The sequence below is a fragment of the Maribellus maritimus genome (assembly GCF_022267315.1).
Taxonomy (GTDB): domain Bacteria; phylum Bacteroidota; class Bacteroidia; order Bacteroidales; family Prolixibacteraceae; genus Draconibacterium; species Draconibacterium maritimum.
Genome location: NZ_JAIKLE010000029.1, coordinates 52,229 through 74,848, shown reverse-complemented (window position 1 = coordinate 74,848; position 22,620 = coordinate 52,229). Strand labels below are relative to the sequence as shown.

Genomic DNA, 22,620 nt, shown 5'->3' with positions numbered 1-22,620 from the left:
TTCCTTTTGCTTCCTATTTTCTTAATTTGTTGCTTAATATTCCAGTTTGTCTCTTTCTGCCTGTTCATCCATTCGTCTAGCATCGATTAAATAGCCTTCTGACAAACGTTTAAATATTTCTGATACATTAGGAAATTTATTTTTATAGTCATTCGCCAAGTTCTCAAAGTATTTTGCATGTCCTCTTTCAATATTTCCACCTTCAAAAGGTCCCCTTGTGGATGAACCTCTTTTATTAAAAAGGGCTGAAGAATAATTTCTTTTCATACTTTCAGAATTAATCTCCTCAATAACTTCAAAAATCACTTCTAGAGGCCATTCCGGAATGTTTTCAGGAAACTGAGCTAAAACCTGACCAATGTGAATATCTGCAACTTCCAATCTACTAGCTTTTTTAGCTATTTCTCTAGCTTTTATAATCCATTCAAGTAATTCTGTTTTATCAATAGAATTATCAGATTTCATCCCTGGTATCTTTTTCCATGAATGAAGTAAATGATATGCCTGTTTAGCTCTATTTTGTATTATCTCATCCGAGATATCTTTTCTTTCTTCTTCTATCTTTTTTTTGTCTTTTGGAACATAAACCCACTTAATAACCTCGACGAAAAACTCAGGATTCTTAGCTAATTCTTCTTGTAAAATGATAGGGCTTCTTTTATTGCCATAAGAATCAAGTATAGGAAGGTAAAGCCATTCCAGATTTATTAAAATTGATTTGTCTAAATCTGTTCTATTATCAAGTTCTTTAAAAGTCTTCTCAATCTCATAACCAATATTTTTAAAAGGCTCTTTTGAATCTTCCGTAGCTGCTTTTTTTAATAATGCACACAAGAGTTCAGTAGATATTATATTTAAGAAATGGGCACTAATATCAATTGCTGAATAATATCTATTGTATTTAATCAGCATTTCTATACCATAAATTTTATCCTCATCAGGAATATGGTAAAAATGTGGATTCACATTTTGCCAATATTCTGCTTGAATTTCATCTCCAAGAGTTAATATGTACGTCCATAATTCTGAATTTTGATTTAAGGGGATTAAAATATGTGAAATCGGTTTTGGACCAAATCCTTTGGCTAGCAATTTTATTACTAACTGTTTTATCCAATCTAAACCTTCCGTTATCGCTTTTCTGAATACAAATCCATGAATAAATCTAATTGTATTAGTAGAGTCTTGTAGGCACTCGCAAACAGTTAAAACATCACCTTCATCTTTAATCACTTCTGAAAATGCTTCACCTAAAGTAGACGACTCTTTTACTGAGTTACGCAATTCAACACTCCTTTTTAAACCTATTTCATCAATAATGGTTTTAACTGCTTCAATTCTTAATTGATTTATTCTATTTTGTCTTTGTTCATATTTCTTTTCAGAATCTGTCGCATCATCTTTTAATCCCTCAGGAAGAGCTGGATAATAATCATTAAAGAGCCAGATATTCTTATTAATTGCATCTTTTGGCGTTAGTTTATTATAAAGTTGCTCATATTTTTCTAATTCTTTTTCTTCCAGTGCCCAATCTGTATCTGGATATGTCCTATGATGACTAAGCAATTTTCTAAGTGTATGCCATGTCTCATATTGTTTTTGGTATACTTTAGAATAATTATTTTCTGCCCATTCTAATACTCTATTTCTATCTTTTGGGGATAAATTAACCGAATCATCTAAAAGTTGGGAGAATTTAAATTCGTCATAATCAAACAAATCAAACAATAGAGTTAATACAAAAGTATGTGTATCCCAAATTTCTGGATATGTATAATTTAAATTAGTATTCTTATCAAAGATTCTCCATCGCATTTTGTGTGTAGGGAATGCCGTTCCATGGCTTTCGGGTAACATTCGCATTAATAACGTCCATCCTTTATCTTTCTCTTTATCTGTAATATATTTTAAAACTTCCATTCTCTCCTCAAATGGAGCTAAAGTTTGATAGTGCCAAGTTTTAAATATTTCTGTTATACTATTGATTGGGCGATTTGATAAATTGCCACCAGGGTCTAATCTTGCAAGTTTAAGTAATACTAATCCAACATCTCTTAAATATTCCGGCACCCATGCTAAACCTTCTAATGCCCATAATAGGCCGGTGTGGCTACTTGATGAACCAAAATAATCGTCAGTTTCTTTGAACATATCCATAATCTCAGGATATTCTTTAGAAAGAGAATTTTTTACTGCCTTTAAAAAACTCAAGGGTGAAGCTTCCGAAATTAGTGGAAGTTCATGGTCAACAGAAATCCATAAATCACCATTTGAGTCAAATAATAATTCATGAATTATTTTATCAACCCACAATTGATGATTTGATTGGTTTGGCATATTTAATCCGTCACCAAATCGGCCAACTAATATTAATGACTGAGTAAGTCCTTCCCTTGCCCAATTAGAAAATCGCCGTTTTTTATTGTAAAAACTTATAAAATCATCTTTGTTTTCTGGTTCTATAAGCGGATTACCATCTTTATATGCTAATGAAAAGCACTCCTGTAATTGTTGTAGATTAATTTGTGTTAGAGATGTTGAAAGAGTTGTCCATAAATCTAATGGAGAAACTAATCGCCAAGTTTCACCAATTTGAAGGATGGGGGATTCTTCAAAGTTTTTCCATTTATTTAAAATAGCCAAATAGTCAGAATATTTTTGGCTGGATAAAATTTCAATAAGTTCTATGTCTCCTTCATAGGTCTCATTCCATCTCCCTAAAATAAGTGCAGGTATTATTTCTCGAATTTCTTCGGTTTCGAGCCATTTAGCTTTTGAATGTGGGAATCCTATTAGTTTTTTCAGTATTGTTATATTCCTCCCTGATTCTCTTGAAAACTTTTCAGCATCATCTTTAGAAATACCACTTTTTATTAATGAATTTATTTGTCCATCTCTATCAATAGTTGGTAATACTATTATCTCTTGATTGAAGTTATCATCTGCCCCTAATGGAACTAGTACATGATGTCCTTTTGAAACAGCAGAATACAAAGGTTGTGTTTCTTCGAATCTTGGAATTAGGTTTAAGGCTGTTGCTGTATTAATTCTAATGCCACGAAAGTTACCTTCTGTATCAATAATCAATGACTTTGAAAAAAATCTTTCAGATTCTTCTTTGTCAAACTGTTTTGCAGATGCTATTATAAATGCAATTGCTTCATTTTTAGTCGAGGCCTTTATGGCTTTAATACTGGCTTGACCTTTAAGGATATTTAATAATTGTTGTTTTTCAAATTCTCTTCCCGAAGTAATGACTTCCGGTGCTAATACCAATCCATTGGGACCGATTGAATACTCCTCCCAAAATTCATCCGCTGTCATTAAGCCATCAAAAGGATAGTTTCCAATTAAACTTGAAAACCATCTTGAAACTGACAACGCAATATCCAACCATTGTTCTAAAATAGAAGAATCATATACTTTTACATCTTTCCAAATTCCTTGGGCTTTCTTGTCCTCAATCCATTTGTCCTTTTTTTTCCAATATCGAGGAGTAGCAAAAATAAAAACACATTCTTGTTTAGAATATCCTAAGGAGTTAGCAGTTCTTTTGTCGTAGTCATCATCAGCTTTACCCTTGTTATCTGCTTCCGTTCCAAATTCCCACAATGAAGTCCCTTTGGGAACATATGCTGTATCTTCTTCACAAGTTACAATACCATCCCAGCCACCTATATAAGCAGTGCTACCAGAAGGAATATCGGATTGTGTGCTCATAGGAGTTGTTGCTCTCACAAGTCTTGAAATTAAATATGGTAAATCTCCTTTTGAGTCTATCCTTTTTGCCCAATCTTCTAAATGATTTCTTGAGACGAGTTTCATATTACTATTCATCTATAAATTCAACAATATCTTCAGGCTTTATCGCATACTTGCTCATATAAAAATTTACCTTCCTATTCTCTGGTTGAGGTAAATTTTCTCTCAACTCATTTGGAATCTCGTTTAAGAATTGTTCTTGCTCTTGAGCTTCTAAAAGAGTCAGGATATTAGAAATTTCTTGTTTTAAATTAAATATTTCTTCTTGCCATTGGTTAGGGGATAAATCATGTGTATTTCCATACAAATATTCAAGGCGATTAAGAATTCTTTTAAGCTTACCGGTTAAGCCAGTTCTTTTTTCGGTTCTGATAATATTTTCTGAATTAATATTTGGATTATGGTCAATTCTTTCAATAATGTTTTCAGACAGAGTACGCATATCTTTTTCTATTTCTCTCAATCCTGCTCGGAATGACCCATATTGTCCAATTCCAATATAAATTGTTATCAGCGCACCCCAAAATTTTATTCGTGTTTTTAAGGAACCTTCGTCAAATTCTATTGAGATTTTAAGGTCATCTCTTTTTAAACTCTTGAGTTGTGTTAATTCGGAGAAATTGGTTAAAATTATTTCCTTAATTAAAAGAATGTTTGACTCATTATATTCAAAATCAAATTTCAAATATGTTTCACCAAGTTTTAAATATTTTTTTTCTAATAGCATTATATGTGGTTTAGTTTAGTTTTAAAATGACCGATAACTAATCTGCATACACGAAAAAAACTCATATAAATTTTTATTATAAGGTCTTTCTATTTTATATTTAGTATTTGTCGGTTGTAGAGTCATTAGTTATGGTTTTGTGTATAAAATTAAACATAAAACTGATTGAATCTCACGTTTTTAATCTTTTTTTAGCATCATAGGTTCTACCTGCAAGATATTAATACCTCACATAAAAACATTGTGACCAATGTTTCTACCCGTTCTTTAAAATGTAAAACTACCCTGAACGAGTAGCGCTTTCTTGCAAAAAAAGAGGTGATTGAATTACCAATAATCCGAATCACCTCTCCGCTTTAATTTGTTTAGAATCTATTGGTCAGTGTTTTTATTTTGAAAGCTGAATGTTTTCTGCACCACCTGACCAAAATTATCCTGAATATAAACATCGATTGTTTGCTGGTCGGAACAGTGTGAGGTATAATACAACCTGAATTCTGTTTTTTTGAGCGGGTACAAATCGTTTGGCAGGAATACCGTGCCGTTATCCATTTTCAACTCGCCTTCGCCGTCCGGTTGGAACATACGGATAAAAAACTCCGCATTTTTATATTCGCCTTCCCGAGCTAAAGTACAGCGTATTTCTGCCATTTCGCCTTCTCGAAGGCTTCCTGTACCGGCATGGTAACCAAATCAAAACTATACGCCTGAAATACTTCCAGCGTGTCATTACAGGCACCGACCAGCAGCGCCAATGCTGCCAGTCTTGTCACTATTATAAGTGTTCTTTTTATTTTTTCCATTTGAATATTTTTAAAGGAATACAAATTTGCCTCTCAGCGTGTTGTTCATTAGTATCACAGCATTCTCAATGCCATAGGCCACAAGCATCGACCCGTTCCGGGGCTGCATGCCCTTTGTCCCGTCAGGCCGGAAAAAACGGGTTCTTTCGTAGAGAAATTTTACAGCCGTTGCGTGGCCAAGTACCACATCGTGAAACCATTTCGCCTCAATTTTGGAAAAGACCAGGGCAATACCGTTGTTATGCTCTGCCATCTTTTCAAGGAACCTTTTTGCAAGAGGATTGGAGTAAGGAGGGTTCAGCCAGACCCTGCCATTCCAAGGCTGTTTCAGTCCGTCTTCTTCTAAAGTATAAATATGCTTTGCCGATTGATTTAACCGGTAGGCTTCCACAGAAGTAGCCGGGTCTAAATCAAAATCGCCCAACGAGCGGATAATCTCCGCTGGAGTGTACCATTCATCGTTCTCTTTCATAGGGCTAATTGATTATGAATTTCAATCCTATTCCGAACTGCGCATGAAAATGCCCGGTTGTTGTTCCCCGGAGCATCCGTTCCCGACCTGTCAAAAGCAATACAATCCGGTCGGTTAGGTAACTCTCCATTTCCAGCGTAATCGCACCGCCATAAACGAACCCATCATCATTTTGAAGGGTGGCCCCGTCGTTGAGTAGTTTTTCTCCACGATTTACGGTTTCATATCCTGCCAATGCAGAAGCTCCAATAGAAAAGCAAACTGTTTTGCCTGGGCTTGACAGAAAATTATAGTAAAAACCACCTTCGCCGGTAAACTGTTCCACCGGGATAATCCCGCTTTCATAAGCGTAATTCCGTCTTAAATACTCCGCTCCAAAAACCCATTTGTTGGCGTTTTTACCATAGGTTGCCATCGCTGTACCAAAGTAATACCCTGATTCATTGTTGTTATCGGTTGAATAAATCCCATCAACCATTCCTCCGGTTATTTGCAAACCCTGCATCCCCGGCAGGGCACGCTGGGCGTGTGCCCTGTCACTGAGGACAAAGCACAACACTACTACTATTAAAATTATGGCCGCTCTCATTATTTCACTTTCAATTCGTTAATCACTTTAGCACGAACCAAATCTGCATTCTCCACAAAAAATGACTGGTGCCGACCGCCTTGCTTTTCATGTAATTCCACTAACAAATGTTTATCATCGGGGATAGTAAATTTAGGTAGTGTAAAAACTGTGCGTTCGGTAGTTTTACCCCCTATTTCCTGAACATTGTTGTAAGCGCGGAGGGGATATATCACCTGTTCCTGAATGGCGGTGCGTTTGGCTACCTTTCTATCCACAATTTTAAACGTAATGTAATCTACCGAAAAAGGCACGTGTGAAGTGTTCTTCAGTTGTGTATGGAAGTATAATAATCCATTGTGGGCATACAATCCTTTAAGTGTGTATTGAATCCCGAAACGTTTGGAACCGATATGTTTGATTTCCCGTTTATCGTTTTTGTAAACCGATTTCATTATCAGCCTGACCAGCAAAGGTGATTCCTGCCCTAGTTCCTTCAGGTAAATATCCAGCGAGTTATTGGGCCGGTTCACTGCCTCCCCGTCATGGATAAAATCAGCCATTTCCACAGAAAGCTTCCCCGGCTCATTGGCATATTTTACATTGAAAGTATAATACGCCCCGTCCTCGGTAATCACGGCAAGGTTGCTTTCCTGTGAAAAATTACGAATGGCAGCTTTTACGCGCAGTACATTCTCTGCGCCGTCGGCTTTGGCAGCCAATAAATCCGATGAACCTAAATCCACATACCGGATAGTCGACGGGAAAATTAGGTGAACCGTTTTGTTAAAAGTTACTTCCAGCGCATAAGGTGGAATCATCCGATCGAAAGTCAGCGGCCGTGTCAGTCCGTTGTAATAATCCCCGGTTGTGGGTTTTTCCTGTGCTTTAACCGCAAATAGCATTGCTGCAAAAGCAAGCATCAAAATAATTTTCTTCATACTCTGATTGTTTTAATTGAACTTGTTTGTTTTGGATATTTTAGTGGTGAAAAATCTCGTTTACTGCCCGGATGGGAGCAGTAATACCTTGTGCCCGGCTTTAAGGGTAACCCTTACTGCCCGCATCTTTTTACCCGCGTATTGTGAGGCTCCCTGAACGACACTCCGTCCTAAATCTGCCAGCAGTTGCGAACCGGCATCGTCGGTAATGGTAATACTGCTTCCCATTGATGTGCCCATATTAGCAGCGACTTCCTTTACGGCGTTGAGTTCTTCCGAACCCGGCACCGAAATTCCCGGATTACCGTCCATATCGAAAACCTCCATTTTAACCGGAATGATGTTCCCGGCATACTGGATATGAGTTATCGAGATGTTCATCCGTTCTCCCGAAATCCGGGCAGAACCGGACACAAGCGTATTTTCCGGGACCAGTATTTTCCCGGCATGTATTGGCTCCAGGATGCGTACCTGAACTTCCTGACCGCTGGTAATAGTTACCGTTTTATCAACGCAGGCACTAATAGTGTTCTTTGTCGATTCTGTCTCCTTTCCGGCAACCGTATGAAAACCCAGGTTGCGGGGTTTTGCATATTCTCTCATAAATACAGAATCAGGTACGGGAGCAGCGAGAAGCGAAACCACTTTGGCGGACACCTGCGATACCGGAATAGACGCAGTTTCCTTTTCTGTTTCCGAAGAATTTCGTACAGGTGCAGCTACTGTTTCTGTCGCTGATTTATCAGCAGGCATGTACCTGGCAGCAATCTCATAGGATTTTTCTACCAGTGCAAGTTGCTCTTCCGCTTCGTTTTTCTCCTGAAGCTGTCGCTCCAGTTCCCCGATGCGTTCTTCCAGTGCCGCTTGTTCCTGACTATTTTTTTCAGGTTCAGTTTCTTTATAGAAGCTTCCCAATTGCCGGTCGATATTCTGGTACTGACTGGTTGATGAGCGGAACGCGCTGGTCCGGCTGGTTTCCGAAGTGTTTCTAAAAGATGAAGAGTTGACCTTGTTCCCCGAAAATACAGTGACATCCTGTAGTCCTGTTTCAGCTGACAATATTTTTTCTTCCGGCGTTTCATCGCCTAACATAAAAGCAAAATCCTGCAGGGAACGCATTTTTTCCTGCTCTTTTTCCCTCATAGCCTCCTGCCGGTAAGCGTCCCGCTTATCGGCGATAATCCCGCTTTTCTTTGGTGTGGGAAGGTTGGTATTAAAAACATCCCCGGTCTCTTCCGTTTTGTCGCCTGACGGTGCAAAAATGAACCACATACTGACAGCAAACAGTAGGAAGAAAAGGGGAAAAATCACCATTTTCTTCCTTTTTTGTAACTGCTGGGGCGAAAGCGGCTTTTTTTCTTCCACCGTCGGTTTTCCCCCGTTATTAATCTCTGTTTCTTTCATATTGAAATTTATTTATTCGTTGTAAACTTTCGGGCTTAATCCTTTTGTCCTTTAATTCCAGTTGCAAGCCTTCGATATGCTTGAAATTGAACTTCTCCCTTTCTTTATCCCCGAAACTGAACAGGGATGAAAAAGTGATGTAGAGAGAAAGCCCCGCAAAAAGGGAAAGAAAGGTCAGTATTACGGTAATCCTTTTACCGGGAGGAATCCTCCAGCACCACAGTCGGAGATGGTTTTCCAACTGTTCCCCGATACCAGTGATTCTTTTTTGGTTTTTTGCCATAACATTTTACCGGTCCAAAACCCGGATGTCTTTGTTTTCAATGATTTCGAATTTCTCAATGGTAAACCCGTGAGGATTATTATCGCTCCTGACCGAGTTAATCAGGTTGCAGCGGGTAACAAGAGAGCGTTCAGTTACATTGCTTGACCGAATAATCCTTTGCCGCGCGTAGGTAACAGCGGTATATGGATAACCGGAAAAGTTACACGCCACGCTGTCCACCTGTATTACCTGCTGGATATTCCCTGCGACCACCCGGTTGAAGTACCCTTTTTCCTGCATGTCCTGATAATAGTTATAAGCACTTTTGTCGGCAAGGAAGAGTGCGCGGGTGATATTTGTTTCAATGGCCTCCCGGTCGGGCGAAAGGGTAAAGAACAGTTCATGAAAGCGGGTCACATGGTCACGCGCCTCCACCGGCCGGTTCTGGTCCATGTCCTGGGAGAGCGCCAGCATAAGCGATTTCCCCTGGTCGAGTACATATATTCTCTGCCGCTGCGCTTCGGCATAACTGAAAGCATTCCACACCGAATAAATGGTTATCCCGGTACAGAGACAAAGAAATACCAGGGCGAAAAATCGGATTTGCCGGAATGATGTTTCTATGTTTTTCAAACTTTTAAATTCCATAATTCTTTTGTTTTTTTGATTGTTATGATTATCGCCCAACGAGACGGCCGCCTATATTCCCGGCAGCGCCCCCAGCCATGCCAGCGGCATAGCTTCCTGCTTTTCCTGCGGTCTTGTTAATGGCGTGATTGGCGCTACCCATGCCGCCCGACTGGATAATCCAGTTGGCCACAGTCGGAACCGTAAAGTACCCGATAATACCAATGAGCATAAACACAATGTAAATCCCGTTGGAACCGTCAGGGATATAATTGGGGTCTTCCAGCAGTTTGATATCTGCTTCCAGCATCAGTACCTGAATGCGTGCCAGTACCGCCGAAAAAAGATCGGAAACCGGCAGCCAAAGGTAAACGCTGATGTAGCGGGCAAGCCACTGGGTAAGCGTTGCCTGAAACCCGTCGTAAACGGAAAAAGCAAACGCAACAGGACCCAAAATGGACAACACCACCAAAAAGAAAGTCCGCAAAGTGTCAATTATCAGTGCTGCGGCATTGAATAGCAATTCCAGTAAATCTCTTACCACCTGACGGAACCACATTTTAATGTCGTACCAAAACCTTTCACTCCACATCCCGATGATTTCAGGGGTGTCCCAGATTCCGAGGTCTTTCAGTTTCTGGTCGTAGGCTTCGTCATCCACCAGCCATGCTTTCCCTTCCCGGACACGCGCTTCGTATTCCAGTTCTTCTTTTTGTAGCTGGTAAGCCTCCATATCAAAAGTCTGGGTTTCCAAAATACTATGCGTACCCGTCACAATCGGGCTCATCACTGCATTGATAGTCCCCAAAACAATGGTTGGAAAAAAAAGGATGCACAGCCCGATGGCAAACGGGCGGAGCAGCGGGAATACATCGATGGGTTCAGCCCGTGCCAGAGCCTGCCATACCCGGTATGCCACATAAAACAAAGCTCCCAGTCCGGCCAGCCCCTTTGCCACGCCAATCATGTCGCCGCAAAGAGGAATCATATCTTCGTAGAGGTTCCTCAGAACCTGGTGCAGGTTATCAAAATCCATAATTTGCAAGTTTTTACCTATTACCAATATCTTTCCGAAGGACTGCCGTAAAGCGCCAGCACCCTGTCAGTATCGGCTTTTGCTTTGGCCCGGATAAACGAAACAGAGATGCTTTTCTGCGTGTAATACCTTGTCAGATTACGGTATCCGAGCATCCGGTTATAAATCTGGTCAATCACTTCCATGCGCTCCTTGTCCGTCATCGAAAGCCCGTTACTACTGGTTACGATGTTTTTCAGTTCCGTAACCAATGCACCCCCTTCTTCCATCAGACGGGCATATCCTAATGAAATAGCGGCCAGCTCGTCCACCGTAAAATTTGGGTCGGCAACCATCTTGTTAAAACCCGTGATATAGATGTCGCTGATTTCGCTAATCATTTCGATAGTCAGTTTTACCTTGCGGGCATCTTTAACCAGGTTATTTACCGACTTTAAGGCTTCATAGTATTCTTTACCCTGCTCATAAATTTTAACTGTTTCCTGCACATTCTTTATCATATTGGTCAGGGTGGACGAAGATTTGACCACCTGCTGGATATTCTGTACAAGATTGGACGGGTCGATTACCGCCCACTGTGCTTTGGACTGGAAGGAAAAGCCAATCAGTGCTATGCACGTAATTATAAAGATTCGTTTCATATTCTTTCTTTTTTGTTTATCGATACTTTGGGTTGAAAGGGCTGGGATTAGTTCCTGCAGGATACTAATCCTCAACCCTGTAATATTTTCCGTAGGCGGAAAGTTGCAGTACGTCATTGTCGGTATTGTAGGACAGGCTCATCACTCCGTAAAGGTTGACATACCGGATACCCTGATGTTTTTTGACAGGACACCGGAACATTTCTCCGGCTTTGAAAGCAAACTCCATAAAGAAGCAGCCATTTTTCTTATCACTGTTTCTGTATATCCGGATATCCGGCGCACCTTCGCGGCTTTTCCATCGCCCGGTTATATCGTCCATTGCAAATTCAGTTTTTGCTTCCAATGGATTGGTCCCGGTAGTTTCTGAATACATGGGCTGCCTGTTATTGCTGTTTGCTTTCTGTAAGTTGTTTAATGGCCAGTTCGATGTCACCGTCCAGTTTTCCTGCAAGCTGCATCACTTCCATTTTTTCCGATTCTTCGGTGGTGTAAGTCATGTATTCACTCATCGAAACTTCTGTAGCATAGACCGCACTTTGAACACCTCCCAATCCTATCCATACTTCTTTATACCGGCGGCTGGGTGCATTACTCATGTTAATGGAGAGTATTTGCGATTTTTCTTTTTCCGTCAGTCCCAGCAAAGCCTGTATCTGGTCAAACTTGTTCATGTACTTGCGTTGGTCAAGCAGTATCTTGCAATCCGAATTATTGATGATACTTTCCTTGACCACAGGGCTGGAAATAATATCGTCCACTTCCTGCGTAACCACAATGGCTTCGCCAAAATACTTACGGACGGTTTTATACATATATCGCAGGTATTCAGCCATATTAGCCGAAGCAATTGCCTTCCATGCCTCTTCCACTATCAATTGTTTCCGAACGCCTTTCAAACGGCGCATTTTATTGATAAAAGCCTCCATGATGATGATGGTCACCACGGGAAAAAGCTCGCGGTTTTCCTTTATGGCATCTATCTCGAATACGATAAAGCGTTTTGACAACAGGTCGATATTTTTATCCGAGTTCAGCAGAAAATCAAAGCGTCCGCCCCGGTAGTACTGCCTCAGGGTGGTTAGCATATTGTCGATATTAAAATCATCCCGACCAACCTTGATTTCCCGTTCTTCCAGTTCACGGCGGTAGTCATCGCGCATGTATTCGTAGAACGTATTAAAACTGGGTGTGATATTCCGGTTTTCCTGAATCCGGCGGATGTAAGCCGATACCGCGCTGCCCAGTTCTCCGCTTTCGGTTTTGGATACTTTGTCGTCTTCACTTTTCCACAGGGTCAGGAGCAGAGTTTTGATGCTGTCTTTCTTTTCCACATCGAACATATAATCGTCCGTAAAAAATGGATTGAATGAAATCGGGTGTTCTTCGGTGTAAGTGAAATAAACGCCGTCCTCTCCCTTGGTTTTCCGGTGAATCATTTCACACAATCCCTGATAGCTGTTCCCGGTATCCACAAGCACAACATGGGTCCCCTGTTCAAAGTACTGCCTTACCAGATGGTTCATAAAGAACGATTTTCCGCTTCCGCTTGGCCCCAGCACGAATTTATTCCTGTTGGTGATAATCCCCTTTTTCATCGGTAAATCAGAAATGTCCAGATGGATGGGTTTTCCGCTTATACGATCACACATCTTAATCCCAAAAGGCGATGGTGACGAGCGATAATTGGTTTCTTCGGTAAAAAAGCAAAGCGCCTGTTCGATGAAGGTATAAAAGCATTCTTCGGAAGGAAAATCGCCTGCATTGCCCGGCATTGCCGCCCAGTAAAGGGTAGCTGCGTCCACGGTATTGTGACGGGGCTTACACTCCATTAATGCCAGTTGAGAACCAACTTCGTTACGGATATGCTTTAGTTCCTGCTCATCCTCGCTCCATGCCATCACATTAAAGTGTGCGCGAATAGAAGTCAACCCGTGCGAGTGGGCCTGGTTCAGGTAAAGGTCAATCCATTCCTTGTTAATGGCATTGCCCCGGCTATACCGTGATAGCGACTGCATGTTTCGGGCACTCTTTTCAAACTTCCGCAGGTTTTCTGTACTGTCACCCAAAAACAAATACTGGTTATACACATGGTCACAAGCAAGCAAAAGTCCAACAGGAGCGGCAAACGACAAAAGGCAGTCGCTCCGGTCGGTGGATAGTTTTTCGTAACGCATATCAGTACTCACCTTTCCGGGTAAATCTTCCACATCTGACAAGGTATGTAGACAGACATGTTTTTCTCCAATCCGGAGGCCATCTGCCCCCAGTTCCAAATCTTCCAGACAGGTAGTATTATCGAGTGAAAGTGAAAAGTATTTCTCTATTAACCCGGCATTTTCCGGTGTTCCGACAATCTCATCGGTCTTAAGCCGGACAAGGCTAATAAAACCGCTGTCGTTGATAATCCGCTCAAACTGTCCTACAGCCTCCAGGAACCTGACCGTATTGTCTTTATTGACTTCTTTGGAGATGATATTGCCCCGGCAGAGGGATGAAAAGTTGCTTTGCATCCGCATCCGCTCTTTGGTCGTTTTGGTCAGGTAGAGGAAGCATTCATGGTTCAGGTAGGGACGTTCATTAAAATGACGTTCGTAGCTTCGGGAGAGGAAACTCATTTCTCCGTTGTCTGATTTAGGTTGGTAAGTTTCACGGACAAACCAATCTTGCTTATGTACTACACTATAATCGGGAAGTACTTTGACCGCTTTGGCCCAGGCAGAATGAATGGCTTCGTATTCGGGCGAAGTTACCGTAAATAGTTCCGGCAGGCTTACACGGAAAACTACCGTTATATCGGCTTCCTTGCTGACAATACAGTCATGCTCCACACTTAGCAGTGGGAACTTGCTTTCGATAGTCGTTGCTTTTAGGATATTCCTCATACTGCATTCTCCTTTCTCACTTTTTGGAAAAGGCTGTGGGGAACTTTCCGGTTAATCAGGTAACGGGGATGCTGTTTTTTGGCCATGAGCTTCATCAGACCTGATTCTCCGTAACGGGCATTCAGGTTGAAGGTCAACCATACCAACACCGAAGCGGCAATCACCCCGAACCCGATACAAACCCACTGGCTGACGCCTGCCATGTAGAGGATGACAAACACCACGAACACAGCAAGCAACCCGGCTGCAAAGATGAACAGGTACTGGGACTTCAGGCCCTTAAATTCCACGCTTTTGCCGATTCCTTTATTGATATTGTACTCCATAATGATCTCTTTGTAGTTTATTAAAGGAAGAAGGAACGCAGGATGGTGGCTGCAACAATAAGGAAAATACACGCCCCGAACCAGCTTGCTGCAGTTTTGCTGGTGTCCGGGTCTCCTGAGCTGAACTTGTTGTAAACTTTTATGCCTCCGATAAGCCCTACCACGGCGCCGATGGCGTATATCAGTTTTGTTCCCGGATCAAAGTACGAGGTCACCATATCGGTGGCCTCCGTAATACCGGCAGTGCCGTCGCCCTGTGCGAAGGCGGTTGAAACGGCAGCCAGGATAAAAGCTGCCGACGTCAGAATTTTTTTATTTTTCATACTCATTTCTTTCATGCTGATTTCTTTGTTTATAGTGCAAGGCGTTTATAGCCCCGCACCGGTTAAATAAATTGTTTGTTTTCGGATATTTTAGCGGTCGTGTGAAATGCAACCTTGCCTATCCGTAATCGTGCTTTTTCATCTTTGATTTTTTAATTTGTTAGACATACTTGCGGACGTCAAACCCTCGGGGAACAGGGACCGCAGGAGTCTTATCTTCTCCCGACCGTTCAGCTTTCCGCTGATGAAAAGCTTTCAGGTACGAATCCATTAATCCGCCGACCCTGTCCTCCCTTTCGGGTTCACCTGAAACCATTGCTTCAAACATGTCGGTATGTTTCAGGTGCAGAAGAACTCGTCCTGTTTCTTCTTTCTTCTCTTCAGTAATAATTGGATTGTGTACCACGGTGCGGTAGGCTTCGCCCATTTGTTCAAAACTGATTCCCTCGGCCAACAAGCGGCCTGAAACCTGTAAGGCCTCGTATTCTTCCTCTTCATCTGCCAGTTCCGGTTCTTCCGGCATCGGACAGTCAATGTCGAGTGGCGGGTTGGCTTCGCCGGGAGGAACTTCGCCGAAAACGTCGTCCAGTTCGTCCGCTGGAATTATCCGGGAATGTTCTTTGGGTACATCTGACAGGGCAAATATATTTTCTTTCCGCTTATCTTTTTCGTTGTCAGCTTCTATGGCCGTTTGTGTCACAGGGATGCGTTCCTTGAGGACAAACTGGCTTTTACCGACAATATCACCTTTGTTCTTTTTCTTGTCCTGTTCCCGGAACATTGCCTCCCTGTTTTCTTTCCGAAAACGCCGGTTTTCAGAAATGAAAAAGTGCATCGTCCAGAGCGCGTAAAGTATGGCAAAAGCGACCAGCAGTGACAATACTGTATTGAGTGTAATGGTTATCATCTGTTACTGGAATTTGAGTTGCTACCGAAATTTTTATTCTGAAATCTTAGTGATGTTTATTCCCTTATGCTTTTCTTCGTACAGACGAGTAATCTCACCACCATAAGTTTCAAAATGATGAACCAGTATGTTGTCGATGTAACCGGATAGCGAAACTTTGTTGCTCCCGATTACACGGCATATGGTCTGAATCGTATCATGAAAATCCCGGCGGATATAAACCATTTTGCCTGTTCGGGCAGTAATAGAAGACTCTTTGACAAAAAGCGTTTCATAATCCTGTTCTTTGCCACGTCTGCGTCGGGTTTCGTCTTTAGACGTTTCCGTCTTTGGGGCGGGTGGTTTACCAGAAATTTCATTATTCTCACTCATCAGTGATTCATGGTCTAACGGTACGTCCTGAAGGAAAGAAGCAATAATTGCTTTTTCGTTTATATCCTCTTTTTTGATTGTTTTGGCCATAGTCTTATATTTTGATGATTTCCAAAATTTCTTCCATAAGGGTATCGAGGTTACTTCCTTTCAGCAACGCATTGTTGGCGGGGAACATGGTCGAACGGAACAGGGCTTTGTGAGATGTAGGAAGCTCGCGGCGAAAACGCTTGCTGTCAGGCAGAAAGGTTTTTAGAAGTGGAAGGTGAAGTTCTGCAATAACCTGTTCATAGACTTCGTATAATTCTGTTTTCTCCCGGCCATCCACCAAATTCCAAACCATGTATAGGCCTTTAATCCTGGACTTCCCGGTAGTGATAATGTTGTCATTCAGTCGGGAAGCAAAACGGAGCGTGCTTTCAAGTACAACCCTGTCAGCACTGATTGGTGAAAAAATATAATCCATTTGTGATAAGGTATAAATCACCCCTTCCTTATTGACCGTTCCTGGTAAATCAAAAAAGATAATGTCATATTTCCCTTTAGCCATTAACGCTTCGGCAGTTTCCGGGGCTTTTTCGGGAAGGCTCTTTACCACCGGGTACATTTTCTTTTGCAGCCGGGTGAACTGTTCGTAAGCCAGCGACTTATAATAATCGTCGTCCGTGGCCATTTTCAAATCGCGCTCCCGCATTTCGGCAATGCTGTACTGCGGGTAATCGCAATCCACTACTGCCACATCGTACCCTTTCACGTAATGCAGGTATGAAGCTGCCAGTACGGTCAGGGTTGTTTTTCCTGCCCCTCCTTTTTGAGTGGAGAAGGCAATACACAAATTTTTCTTTTCCATTTTTAATCATTTAATAAGTTATACATACAGTTGATTATACCTCTGATTTGCAGACTGATTGGGTAAATAGACAGATAACCGGGCATAAAAACATCTGTCAGGCCACATGACCTGTTTGGTTCTTTGAACGATTGGCCGTTTGAATATTTTAATAACTGTCCGTATGATTGTCCACACATCCGGTTGTTTATTATTCAACTGGCCGGATAACTTTATGAAGGGACCTTTAACAAGCCTCTCATACATCCTGCTGTTCAATAAATTTTTCAGCCATTTTATCCTACCATCAATCAGTTGCATAATCAGTCATATTTTTAAAACCTCATGCAAATAAAAGCCAATAAAATCCCGTTTAAACAGGCCTTGCGGCAGGTGGCATCTTGTGGCGTCGGAATGACATCTTTTGGCGTAGATATATGTTGTACAGTCGGTTACAAAGACCGATAACTTTGCCTCCGGTTCGATACCGGTAACAGGTCAGACTGCTATCCATCATTTTTGCAGCCCGTCAATTTATCTGTCCGGATTGCGGACAGATTGTATTTGCAAAGTGGCAAATAGCAAGCTGTGTTTTGAGTTACTCATTTCATTTCACGTAACCCAAAACCGCTTGCCCGCAAGGGGAGAAAAGGAGGCTCCGAAGTCGCTGCTTTTTGATAAGGACAGTAACAATGACTGCATTATGGTATCGGATTTTTGAAACACTAAAATATCCGACAGATGAAACAGGAAAATACAAAAGGCCGAAGGCGAAAAGGGGGACGCCCTGCCAAAAGCGACCCCGTAACAGAGTGCGTCATGGTACGCTTTAACGCCCGGGAATATGCCCGTTTCCTGGCATTATTCGAACAATCGGGGGTAAAAGCAAAAGCTGTTTTTATCAAAGCAAGGGTATTCGGCCAGCCGTTCCATGTGGTGAAAACAGACCGGGCGGCACTCGAATACGTGGCTAAACTGACCACTTTTTATGCACAGTTCCGGGGAGTGGGAACCAATTACAACCAAGTTGTAAAAGAATTGCACAGCAATTTCTCGCATAAAAAAGCCCTCGCAGTGCTCTTTAAACTTGAAAAACTGACCACTGAATTAGCAATAATCGGGCAGCAAATCATCGCCTTGACAAAAGAGTTTGAGGAAAAATATTTACAGAAATAGCCTTGTATGATTGCCAAAATAACCACCGGAAAAGACATTTACGGCGCACTTGCCTACAACCAGGAGAAGGTAAACGAAGGCTTAGGAAAAGTGCTTGCATCGAATATCATCCCGGAACCGGAAGATGGCCGTTTTAGGGTGGCAGCGTGTACCGAAGCTTTTAACCGCTGGTTACCATCGCATTACTGGACAGAAAAACCGGTCATTCATATATCGCTCAACCCACACCCGGATGATAATTTGACAAATGAACAACTGGCAGACATCGGGAGTGAGTATCTGCAGCAGATGGGCTACGGCGCTCAACCATACCTTATCTTCAAACACTCCGATATCGGGCGGGAACATATCCATATCGTTTCGCTACAGGTGGATAGCGAGGGTAAAAAAATTAATGACAGCAAACGCAATTTACGAAGTGTAGCTGCGACTGAAAAACTGGAAAAGAAATACGGCCTGCACCGCGCCAAAGGACAAAAACAACTGGAACAAGGACAGTTTAAGCCCGTCGATGTGGCAAAAGGCGATTTGAAAAATCAAATCGGTTCGGTCATTAAGCCGGCTGTTTCGATCTACCGGTTCCAGACCATGGGAGAATACCGGGCACTGTTATCTCTTTACAAGATCGGTGTGGAAGAAGTGCAGGGAACGAGGAATGGAAAGCCTTACCGGGGATTGCTTTATTCGGCACTGGCCAGCGAAGGGAACAAAGCCGGCATGCCGATCAAATCATCTGCTTTCGGAAAAACAGTTGGATTCACTGCTCTCGAAGAGCGGATGGAGAAATCCGCCATCCTGATAAAAGAAAAGGGATACCGGGAAAGACTGCGCCCATTGGTTGCCAAGGCAATGGGAGAAGCCGGAAGTGAAACGGAACTACGCCAAAAGTTACTGGAAAAGGATATTGACTTATATCTCCGGCGAAATAATACAGGGCGGATTACCGGGGTAACTTTTATCGACCATCAAAGCCGTTGTGTACTGAACGGTTCCAGGCTGGGCAAAGAGTTTTCTGCCAATGTATTTAATGACCTGTTTAGAGAGTCCCCGGCAGTCAAAGGACACACAAAACAGGCGGGCGAAAAAGAACCGTTCTCGCCTCCGGCTGAACCGTTTTCACAGGCTAACAATCAGGCCAAGCATATTGAATCCGCCATCAGCAGCCTGTTCTCAATTTTTTCACCGGAACCGGAATCATATATTGAAAATCAGCAACAACTTCGCAAAAAGCGTAAAAAGAAAAAACGGAGATATGGAAGGCAGACATAAATGATATATTCCAACCGGATACTATTTTGGTTTATATTTTTGAGTATATTTGTACTATGAGTACATTTACGCCAATAAAAATAAACCAATTACTACAGAAGTTGCCTTCGGGAAGCCTGTTCTTTTCATCGTGGATGAGAGAAAACGGTATATCTTATGATCTACAACGGCGGTATCGAGATTCGGAATGGCTAAGACCCATCGGCGCTGGTGTGATGGCACGTACTGGCGAAAATCCGGGCATATATGGTGCACTATCTTCCATGAATAAACAAACTCACAAACACTTTTATGTTGGCGGCTTAACGGCACTGGAACTGGCCGGTTATACGCATTTTGTTCCAATGGGAAGGCCTGTTGTATATGTTGGACATCCGAAAGATGAGTGGGTTCCATCCTGGCTCAAAAAACATAACTGGGGTGTGGACTTATTATTGGTTACCTCTGAGTACTTTGATACAGATACCGGTATAACCCCGATGATGCAGGGGGCATTTGAAATACTGGTTTCCACCCCGGAACGGGCTTTTATGGAATGCCTGAACCTTGCTCCGCGGCAGTACAACCTCATGGACTTGTATTATGTGATGGAACAATTAACTGCGCTTCGCCCCGGCACGGTACAGGCCTTGCTGGAACAGAATACATCAGTAAAAATGAAACGTCTGTTCCTGTATATGGCAGAAAAAGCCGCTCATGCCTGGTTCAGCGACCTGGATTTGCAGAAAATAGATACAGGGAGCGGGAAACGGGAAATTATACCGAACGGTGTTTACGACAGCAAATACCAGATAGTAATACCTGAAGAACTGAAAAATTATGAATAACCTCTATAAAGAACAGGTCAGGCTTTTACTCCGCATATTACCTATAATCTACCGCGAGGAAGATTTTGCGGTTCATGGTGGTACGGCCATAAACCTGTTTATCAAAGACCTTCCGCGTTATTCTGTGGATGTGGATTTAACTTATATTCCGCTTGGTCCGCGGGACGAAAGCCTGGCAAAAATCAACAAAAAGCTGGCTGCAATCAGTCAGCAGTTGCAACGGGCTGTGCCGAACATTAATATTCGTCCGGTACCCAATAAGCTTTTATGCACATTGGGACGGAGCACGGTAAAAATTGAAGTAAACGGGATTAAACGGGGCATTATCGGGGCCACAATTGAAATGCCATTATGCAATAAAGCGCAGGCAGAGTTTGGGATGTACTGCAAAGCACGAATCGTGCCCGTTGGACAGTTGTATGGTGGAAAAATTGCAGCAGCCCTCAGCCGCCAGCATCCGCGCGATTTGTTCGACTACAATTATATGGAACCTGATAAAATCGACAATTTGAAACGAGGTTTTATGTTTGCCCTGCTAGGAAGCGACAAACCGTTTATTGAATCTTTAGCACCCCACGCGATAAACCAGCAGGAAGCCCTGGAAAACCAGTTTCGCGGTATGACAGACATTCCTTTTACTTATGAGAACTACGAAACCGCACGGGAAAAGCTTATCGCATTTATTAACGCAATGCTGAGCGAAGAAGACAAAGCATTCCTTATTAGTTTTGAAGAAGGCGACCCGCAATGGGAAAAATCAGCTTACTCTGATTTCAGGGATTTTCCTTCTGTGCAATGGAAACTACTTAACGTTAACAAACTGAAAACACAAAATCTGGCAAAACACCGGCAGGAAGTAGATAGGTTGAAAGTTTATTGGGTAGTGGAGTAGCAAAAGGCTATTTCATCACAGGCTTATTAGAAAGGTATTAATATAGAATAGTTTGTCGTTAGTTATTTTAATTACAAATATTTATTTTATTGGACGATTTTGAAAAAGTATTTTTTGGCACAAAATTTACGTGACTATTTTTCACCGTAAAATGTCTTGTAGTATAATATCAAATTGGGAGATGTGATTGATAAAAATTTAAAGTCCAGAAATATAAAACCAACCGCAATGCGCCAGTTGGTATTGCAGGTTTTGACTGACCAGAAGACAGCGATAAGTCTGTCTGAATTGGAACAAAAATTCGAAAAGGCAGATAAAGCAACGTTGTACCGTACTTTAAAGACTTTCGAAGCAAAGAAACTAATTCACGGGATAGATGATGGAACAGGTTCTGTAAAATATGCGTTATGTCATGAATCGTGTGAATGCCAACCGGAAGACCTTCATGTACACTTTCTATGCACAAAGTGTGAGAGCACTTATTGTCTTCACGAATTGTCCATTCCTGAAATTAGTCTTCCTCCCAATTTCTCGCTAAAAAGTGTAAATATGGTTGTTAAAGGAATATGTTCAAATTGCAAAAAATGATATTTGCAATTTGGTTGCACGAACTTTTGTCTATTTTTGTCGTTGTTAGTTACAATTGAATATGAAACTCTTTTCAGCAATATTGTCGATTTATATCCTGGGGCTAATTATACTCCCATGTGACGATGTACATACTGAAAATAAATCAGGCAATGTATCTGTTGAAATAGCGGATATGCATTTGGAACATATTGACAGCTGCTCCCCATTTTGTACTTGCAACTGTTGCCAAACAATAAGCCATCCGGCCAATTACCATTACTTTTCACACTTTACAAAATTAATAGGAACTTCTATTACATATATTGACAGTTCTGTATTATCTGCCCCTATTTTTCTGTGGAGACCTCCTAAGATATAATCTAAAACTTTTTGAAAGGATGAACGATTAGTAAATCTTCATCTAATTTATTTTTAGATGTAATAGTATATCTAAGATACAATATTGCGGAACATTGTTTAACCTAATCTTTTTAGCAATGAAAGGAAAAAAATTAAGCAAAGAGCAATTAAGGGAAATACAACGAATTAAAGATAGGAAGTTTAACAGAAGTCTGACACTTATATTTAGCACGTTGTTACTTGTCACTATTTCAGTTCTTGTATTTTACACTTATGGGTGTGATACCCGTTTGCTCTACCACCAATGGGCATGGTTTGGTAAAAAAGTCCCGGATGAATGGACATGTATGGGAAACAATCTCTTGCAAAAACACAAGACACAGAGATATCAGTACAACGAAAAGGTTTATTCATTTTGTAGTGAAAAAGATTTTAATCATTTGCAACGACACTTTAAAGAAGTTGCAATTGTGCCTGATGCTTTTTCTGGCGATTCAATAAATAAAGCAAATGCGTTAATCGGTCTTGAGCAAAAGGGAAAGCCCGAATTGGTGTACTTTAAAAATCAAGACACATTCAATAAATATTATGAATCTAATAAAAAATCGATTGCAGTAGCAAATAAAAATCAGTAGGAG

At 41.6% G+C, this 22,620-nt stretch carries 24 protein-coding genes and 1 pseudogene; 7 read left to right on the top strand and 18 right to left on the bottom strand.

Features of this window, described 5'->3' with window-relative positions; all coding sequences use genetic code 11:
• Positions 1-33: 33 nt before the first annotated feature.
• The 18 genes and pseudogenes from K5G00_RS21460 to K5G00_RS21375 all read right to left on the bottom strand — a co-directional run bounded on the left by K5G00_RS21460 (position 34) and on the right by K5G00_RS21375 (position 16,909).
• Complete coding sequence (locus K5G00_RS21460) at positions 34-3,837, bottom strand: hypothetical protein (protein ID WP_238768349.1); 3,804 nt, start codon at positions 3,835-3,837, stop codon at positions 34-36.
• A complete protein-coding gene (locus tag K5G00_RS21455) occupies positions 3,830-4,489 on the bottom strand; it encodes a hypothetical protein (protein ID WP_238768347.1) in 660 nt (219 codons plus the stop codon). Before K5G00_RS21455 ends, K5G00_RS21460 begins: the two co-directional genes overlap by 8 nt.
• Before the next feature lie 372 nt (positions 4,490-4,861).
• Positions 4,862-5,292: pseudogene (locus tag K5G00_RS21450) on the bottom strand (DUF3872 domain-containing protein).
• Between the two features lie 10 nt (positions 5,293-5,302).
• Positions 5,303-5,764: a phage N-6-adenine-methyltransferase gene (locus K5G00_RS21445; protein ID WP_238768345.1), complete on the bottom strand. Its 462-nt coding sequence runs from the start codon at positions 5,762-5,764 to the stop codon at positions 5,303-5,305.
• A gap of 4 nt (positions 5,765-5,768) precedes the next feature.
• Positions 5,769-6,353, bottom strand: coding sequence for a conjugal transfer protein TraO (locus K5G00_RS21440; protein ID WP_238768343.1), 585 nt, complete (start codon positions 6,351-6,353; stop codon positions 5,769-5,771).
• Positions 6,353-7,273 (bottom strand): conjugative transposon protein TraN, encoded by a 921-nt coding sequence (gene traN, locus K5G00_RS21435; protein WP_238768341.1) that lies wholly within the window; start codon positions 7,271-7,273, stop codon positions 6,353-6,355. Before traN ends, K5G00_RS21440 begins: the two co-directional genes overlap by 1 nt.
• A gap of 60 nt (positions 7,274-7,333) precedes the next feature.
• Complete coding sequence (gene traM / locus K5G00_RS21430; protein ID WP_238768339.1) at positions 7,334-8,677, bottom strand: conjugative transposon protein TraM; 1,344 nt, start codon at positions 8,675-8,677, stop codon at positions 7,334-7,336.
• A complete protein-coding gene (locus tag K5G00_RS21425) occupies positions 8,658-8,960 on the bottom strand; it encodes a TraL conjugative transposon family protein (protein ID WP_238768337.1) in 303 nt (100 codons plus the stop codon). The genes traM and K5G00_RS21425 overlap by 20 nt, the downstream gene beginning before the upstream one ends.
• A gap of 6 nt (positions 8,961-8,966) precedes the next feature.
• Positions 8,967-9,629 (bottom strand): conjugative transposon protein TraK, encoded by a 663-nt coding sequence (gene traK / locus K5G00_RS21420; RefSeq protein WP_449566827.1) that lies wholly within the window; start codon positions 9,627-9,629, stop codon positions 8,967-8,969.
• A complete protein-coding gene (traJ, locus tag K5G00_RS21415) occupies positions 9,619-10,605 on the bottom strand; it encodes a conjugative transposon protein TraJ (protein ID WP_238768335.1) in 987 nt (328 codons plus the stop codon). Before traJ ends, traK begins: the two co-directional genes overlap by 11 nt.
• A gap of 20 nt (positions 10,606-10,625) precedes the next feature.
• The gene (locus tag K5G00_RS21410) at positions 10,626-11,246 is read right to left on the bottom strand and encodes a DUF4141 domain-containing protein (RefSeq protein ID WP_238768333.1); all 621 of its coding nucleotides are present in this window, start codon (positions 11,244-11,246) and stop codon (positions 10,626-10,628) included.
• Positions 11,247-11,310: 64 nt separating this feature from the next.
• On the bottom strand, positions 11,311-11,622 hold the full coding sequence (locus K5G00_RS21405) for a DUF3876 domain-containing protein (protein WP_238768332.1): 312 nt from the start codon (positions 11,620-11,622) through the stop codon (positions 11,311-11,313).
• Between the two features lie 10 nt (positions 11,623-11,632).
• Positions 11,633-14,131, bottom strand: a complete 2,499-nt coding sequence (locus tag K5G00_RS21400) for a TraG family conjugative transposon ATPase (protein ID WP_238768330.1) — start codon at positions 14,129-14,131, stop codon at positions 11,633-11,635.
• Positions 14,128-14,457: a DUF4133 domain-containing protein gene (locus tag K5G00_RS21395; RefSeq protein ID WP_262921416.1), complete on the bottom strand. Its 330-nt coding sequence runs from the start codon at positions 14,455-14,457 to the stop codon at positions 14,128-14,130. Before K5G00_RS21395 ends, K5G00_RS21400 begins: the two co-directional genes overlap by 4 nt.
• Before the next feature lie 20 nt (positions 14,458-14,477).
• Positions 14,478-14,780: a DUF4134 domain-containing protein gene (locus K5G00_RS21390; RefSeq protein ID WP_394800874.1), complete on the bottom strand. Its 303-nt coding sequence runs from the start codon at positions 14,778-14,780 to the stop codon at positions 14,478-14,480.
• Between the two features lie 160 nt (positions 14,781-14,940).
• On the bottom strand, positions 14,941-15,687 hold the full coding sequence (locus K5G00_RS21385) for a hypothetical protein (protein WP_238768327.1): 747 nt from the start codon (positions 15,685-15,687) through the stop codon (positions 14,941-14,943).
• Positions 15,688-15,720: 33 nt separating this feature from the next.
• A complete protein-coding gene (locus K5G00_RS21380) occupies positions 15,721-16,149 on the bottom strand; it encodes a DUF3408 domain-containing protein (protein ID WP_238768326.1) in 429 nt (142 codons plus the stop codon).
• 4 nt (positions 16,150-16,153) lie between these two features.
• Positions 16,154-16,909, bottom strand: a complete 756-nt coding sequence (locus tag K5G00_RS21375; RefSeq protein ID WP_238768325.1) for a ParA family protein — start codon at positions 16,907-16,909, stop codon at positions 16,154-16,156.
• Positions 16,910-17,629: 720 nt separating this feature from the next.
• Here K5G00_RS21375 and mobA point away from each other — a divergent pair.
• The 7 genes from mobA (at position 17,630) to K5G00_RS21345 (ending at position 22,617) form a co-directional block, all read left to right on the top strand.
• A complete protein-coding gene (gene mobA / locus K5G00_RS21370) occupies positions 17,630-18,064 on the top strand; it encodes a conjugal transfer protein MobA (RefSeq protein ID WP_238768324.1) in 435 nt (144 codons plus the stop codon).
• A 6-nt stretch (positions 18,065-18,070) separates the two neighbouring features.
• The gene (mobB, locus tag K5G00_RS21365; RefSeq protein WP_238768323.1) at positions 18,071-19,333 is read left to right on the top strand and encodes a conjugal transfer protein MobB; all 1,263 of its coding nucleotides are present in this window, start codon (positions 18,071-18,073) and stop codon (positions 19,331-19,333) included.
• A 56-nt stretch (positions 19,334-19,389) separates the two neighbouring features.
• The gene (locus K5G00_RS21360; RefSeq protein ID WP_238768321.1) at positions 19,390-20,160 is read left to right on the top strand and encodes a type IV toxin-antitoxin system AbiEi family antitoxin; all 771 of its coding nucleotides are present in this window, start codon (positions 19,390-19,392) and stop codon (positions 20,158-20,160) included.
• Positions 20,153-21,052 carry a nucleotidyl transferase AbiEii/AbiGii toxin family protein gene (locus tag K5G00_RS21355; RefSeq protein ID WP_238768319.1) on the top strand — a complete coding sequence of 300 codons (900 nt, stop codon included), beginning with the start codon at positions 20,153-20,155 and terminating at the stop codon, positions 21,050-21,052. The genes K5G00_RS21360 and K5G00_RS21355 overlap by 8 nt, the downstream gene beginning before the upstream one ends.
• Before the next feature lie 183 nt (positions 21,053-21,235).
• Positions 21,236-21,640 carry a Fur family transcriptional regulator gene (locus K5G00_RS21350; RefSeq protein WP_238768317.1) on the top strand — a complete coding sequence of 135 codons (405 nt, stop codon included), beginning with the start codon at positions 21,236-21,238 and terminating at the stop codon, positions 21,638-21,640.
• A gap of 61 nt (positions 21,641-21,701) precedes the next feature.
• Entirely contained in the window at positions 21,702-22,001 is a 300-nt protein-coding gene (locus tag K5G00_RS30230; RefSeq protein WP_394800873.1) for a DUF6660 family protein, read from the top strand.
• A gap of 118 nt (positions 22,002-22,119) precedes the next feature.
• On the top strand, positions 22,120-22,617 hold the full coding sequence (locus tag K5G00_RS21345; protein ID WP_238768315.1) for a hypothetical protein: 498 nt from the start codon (positions 22,120-22,122) through the stop codon (positions 22,615-22,617).
• Positions 22,618-22,620 lie beyond the last annotated feature (3 nt).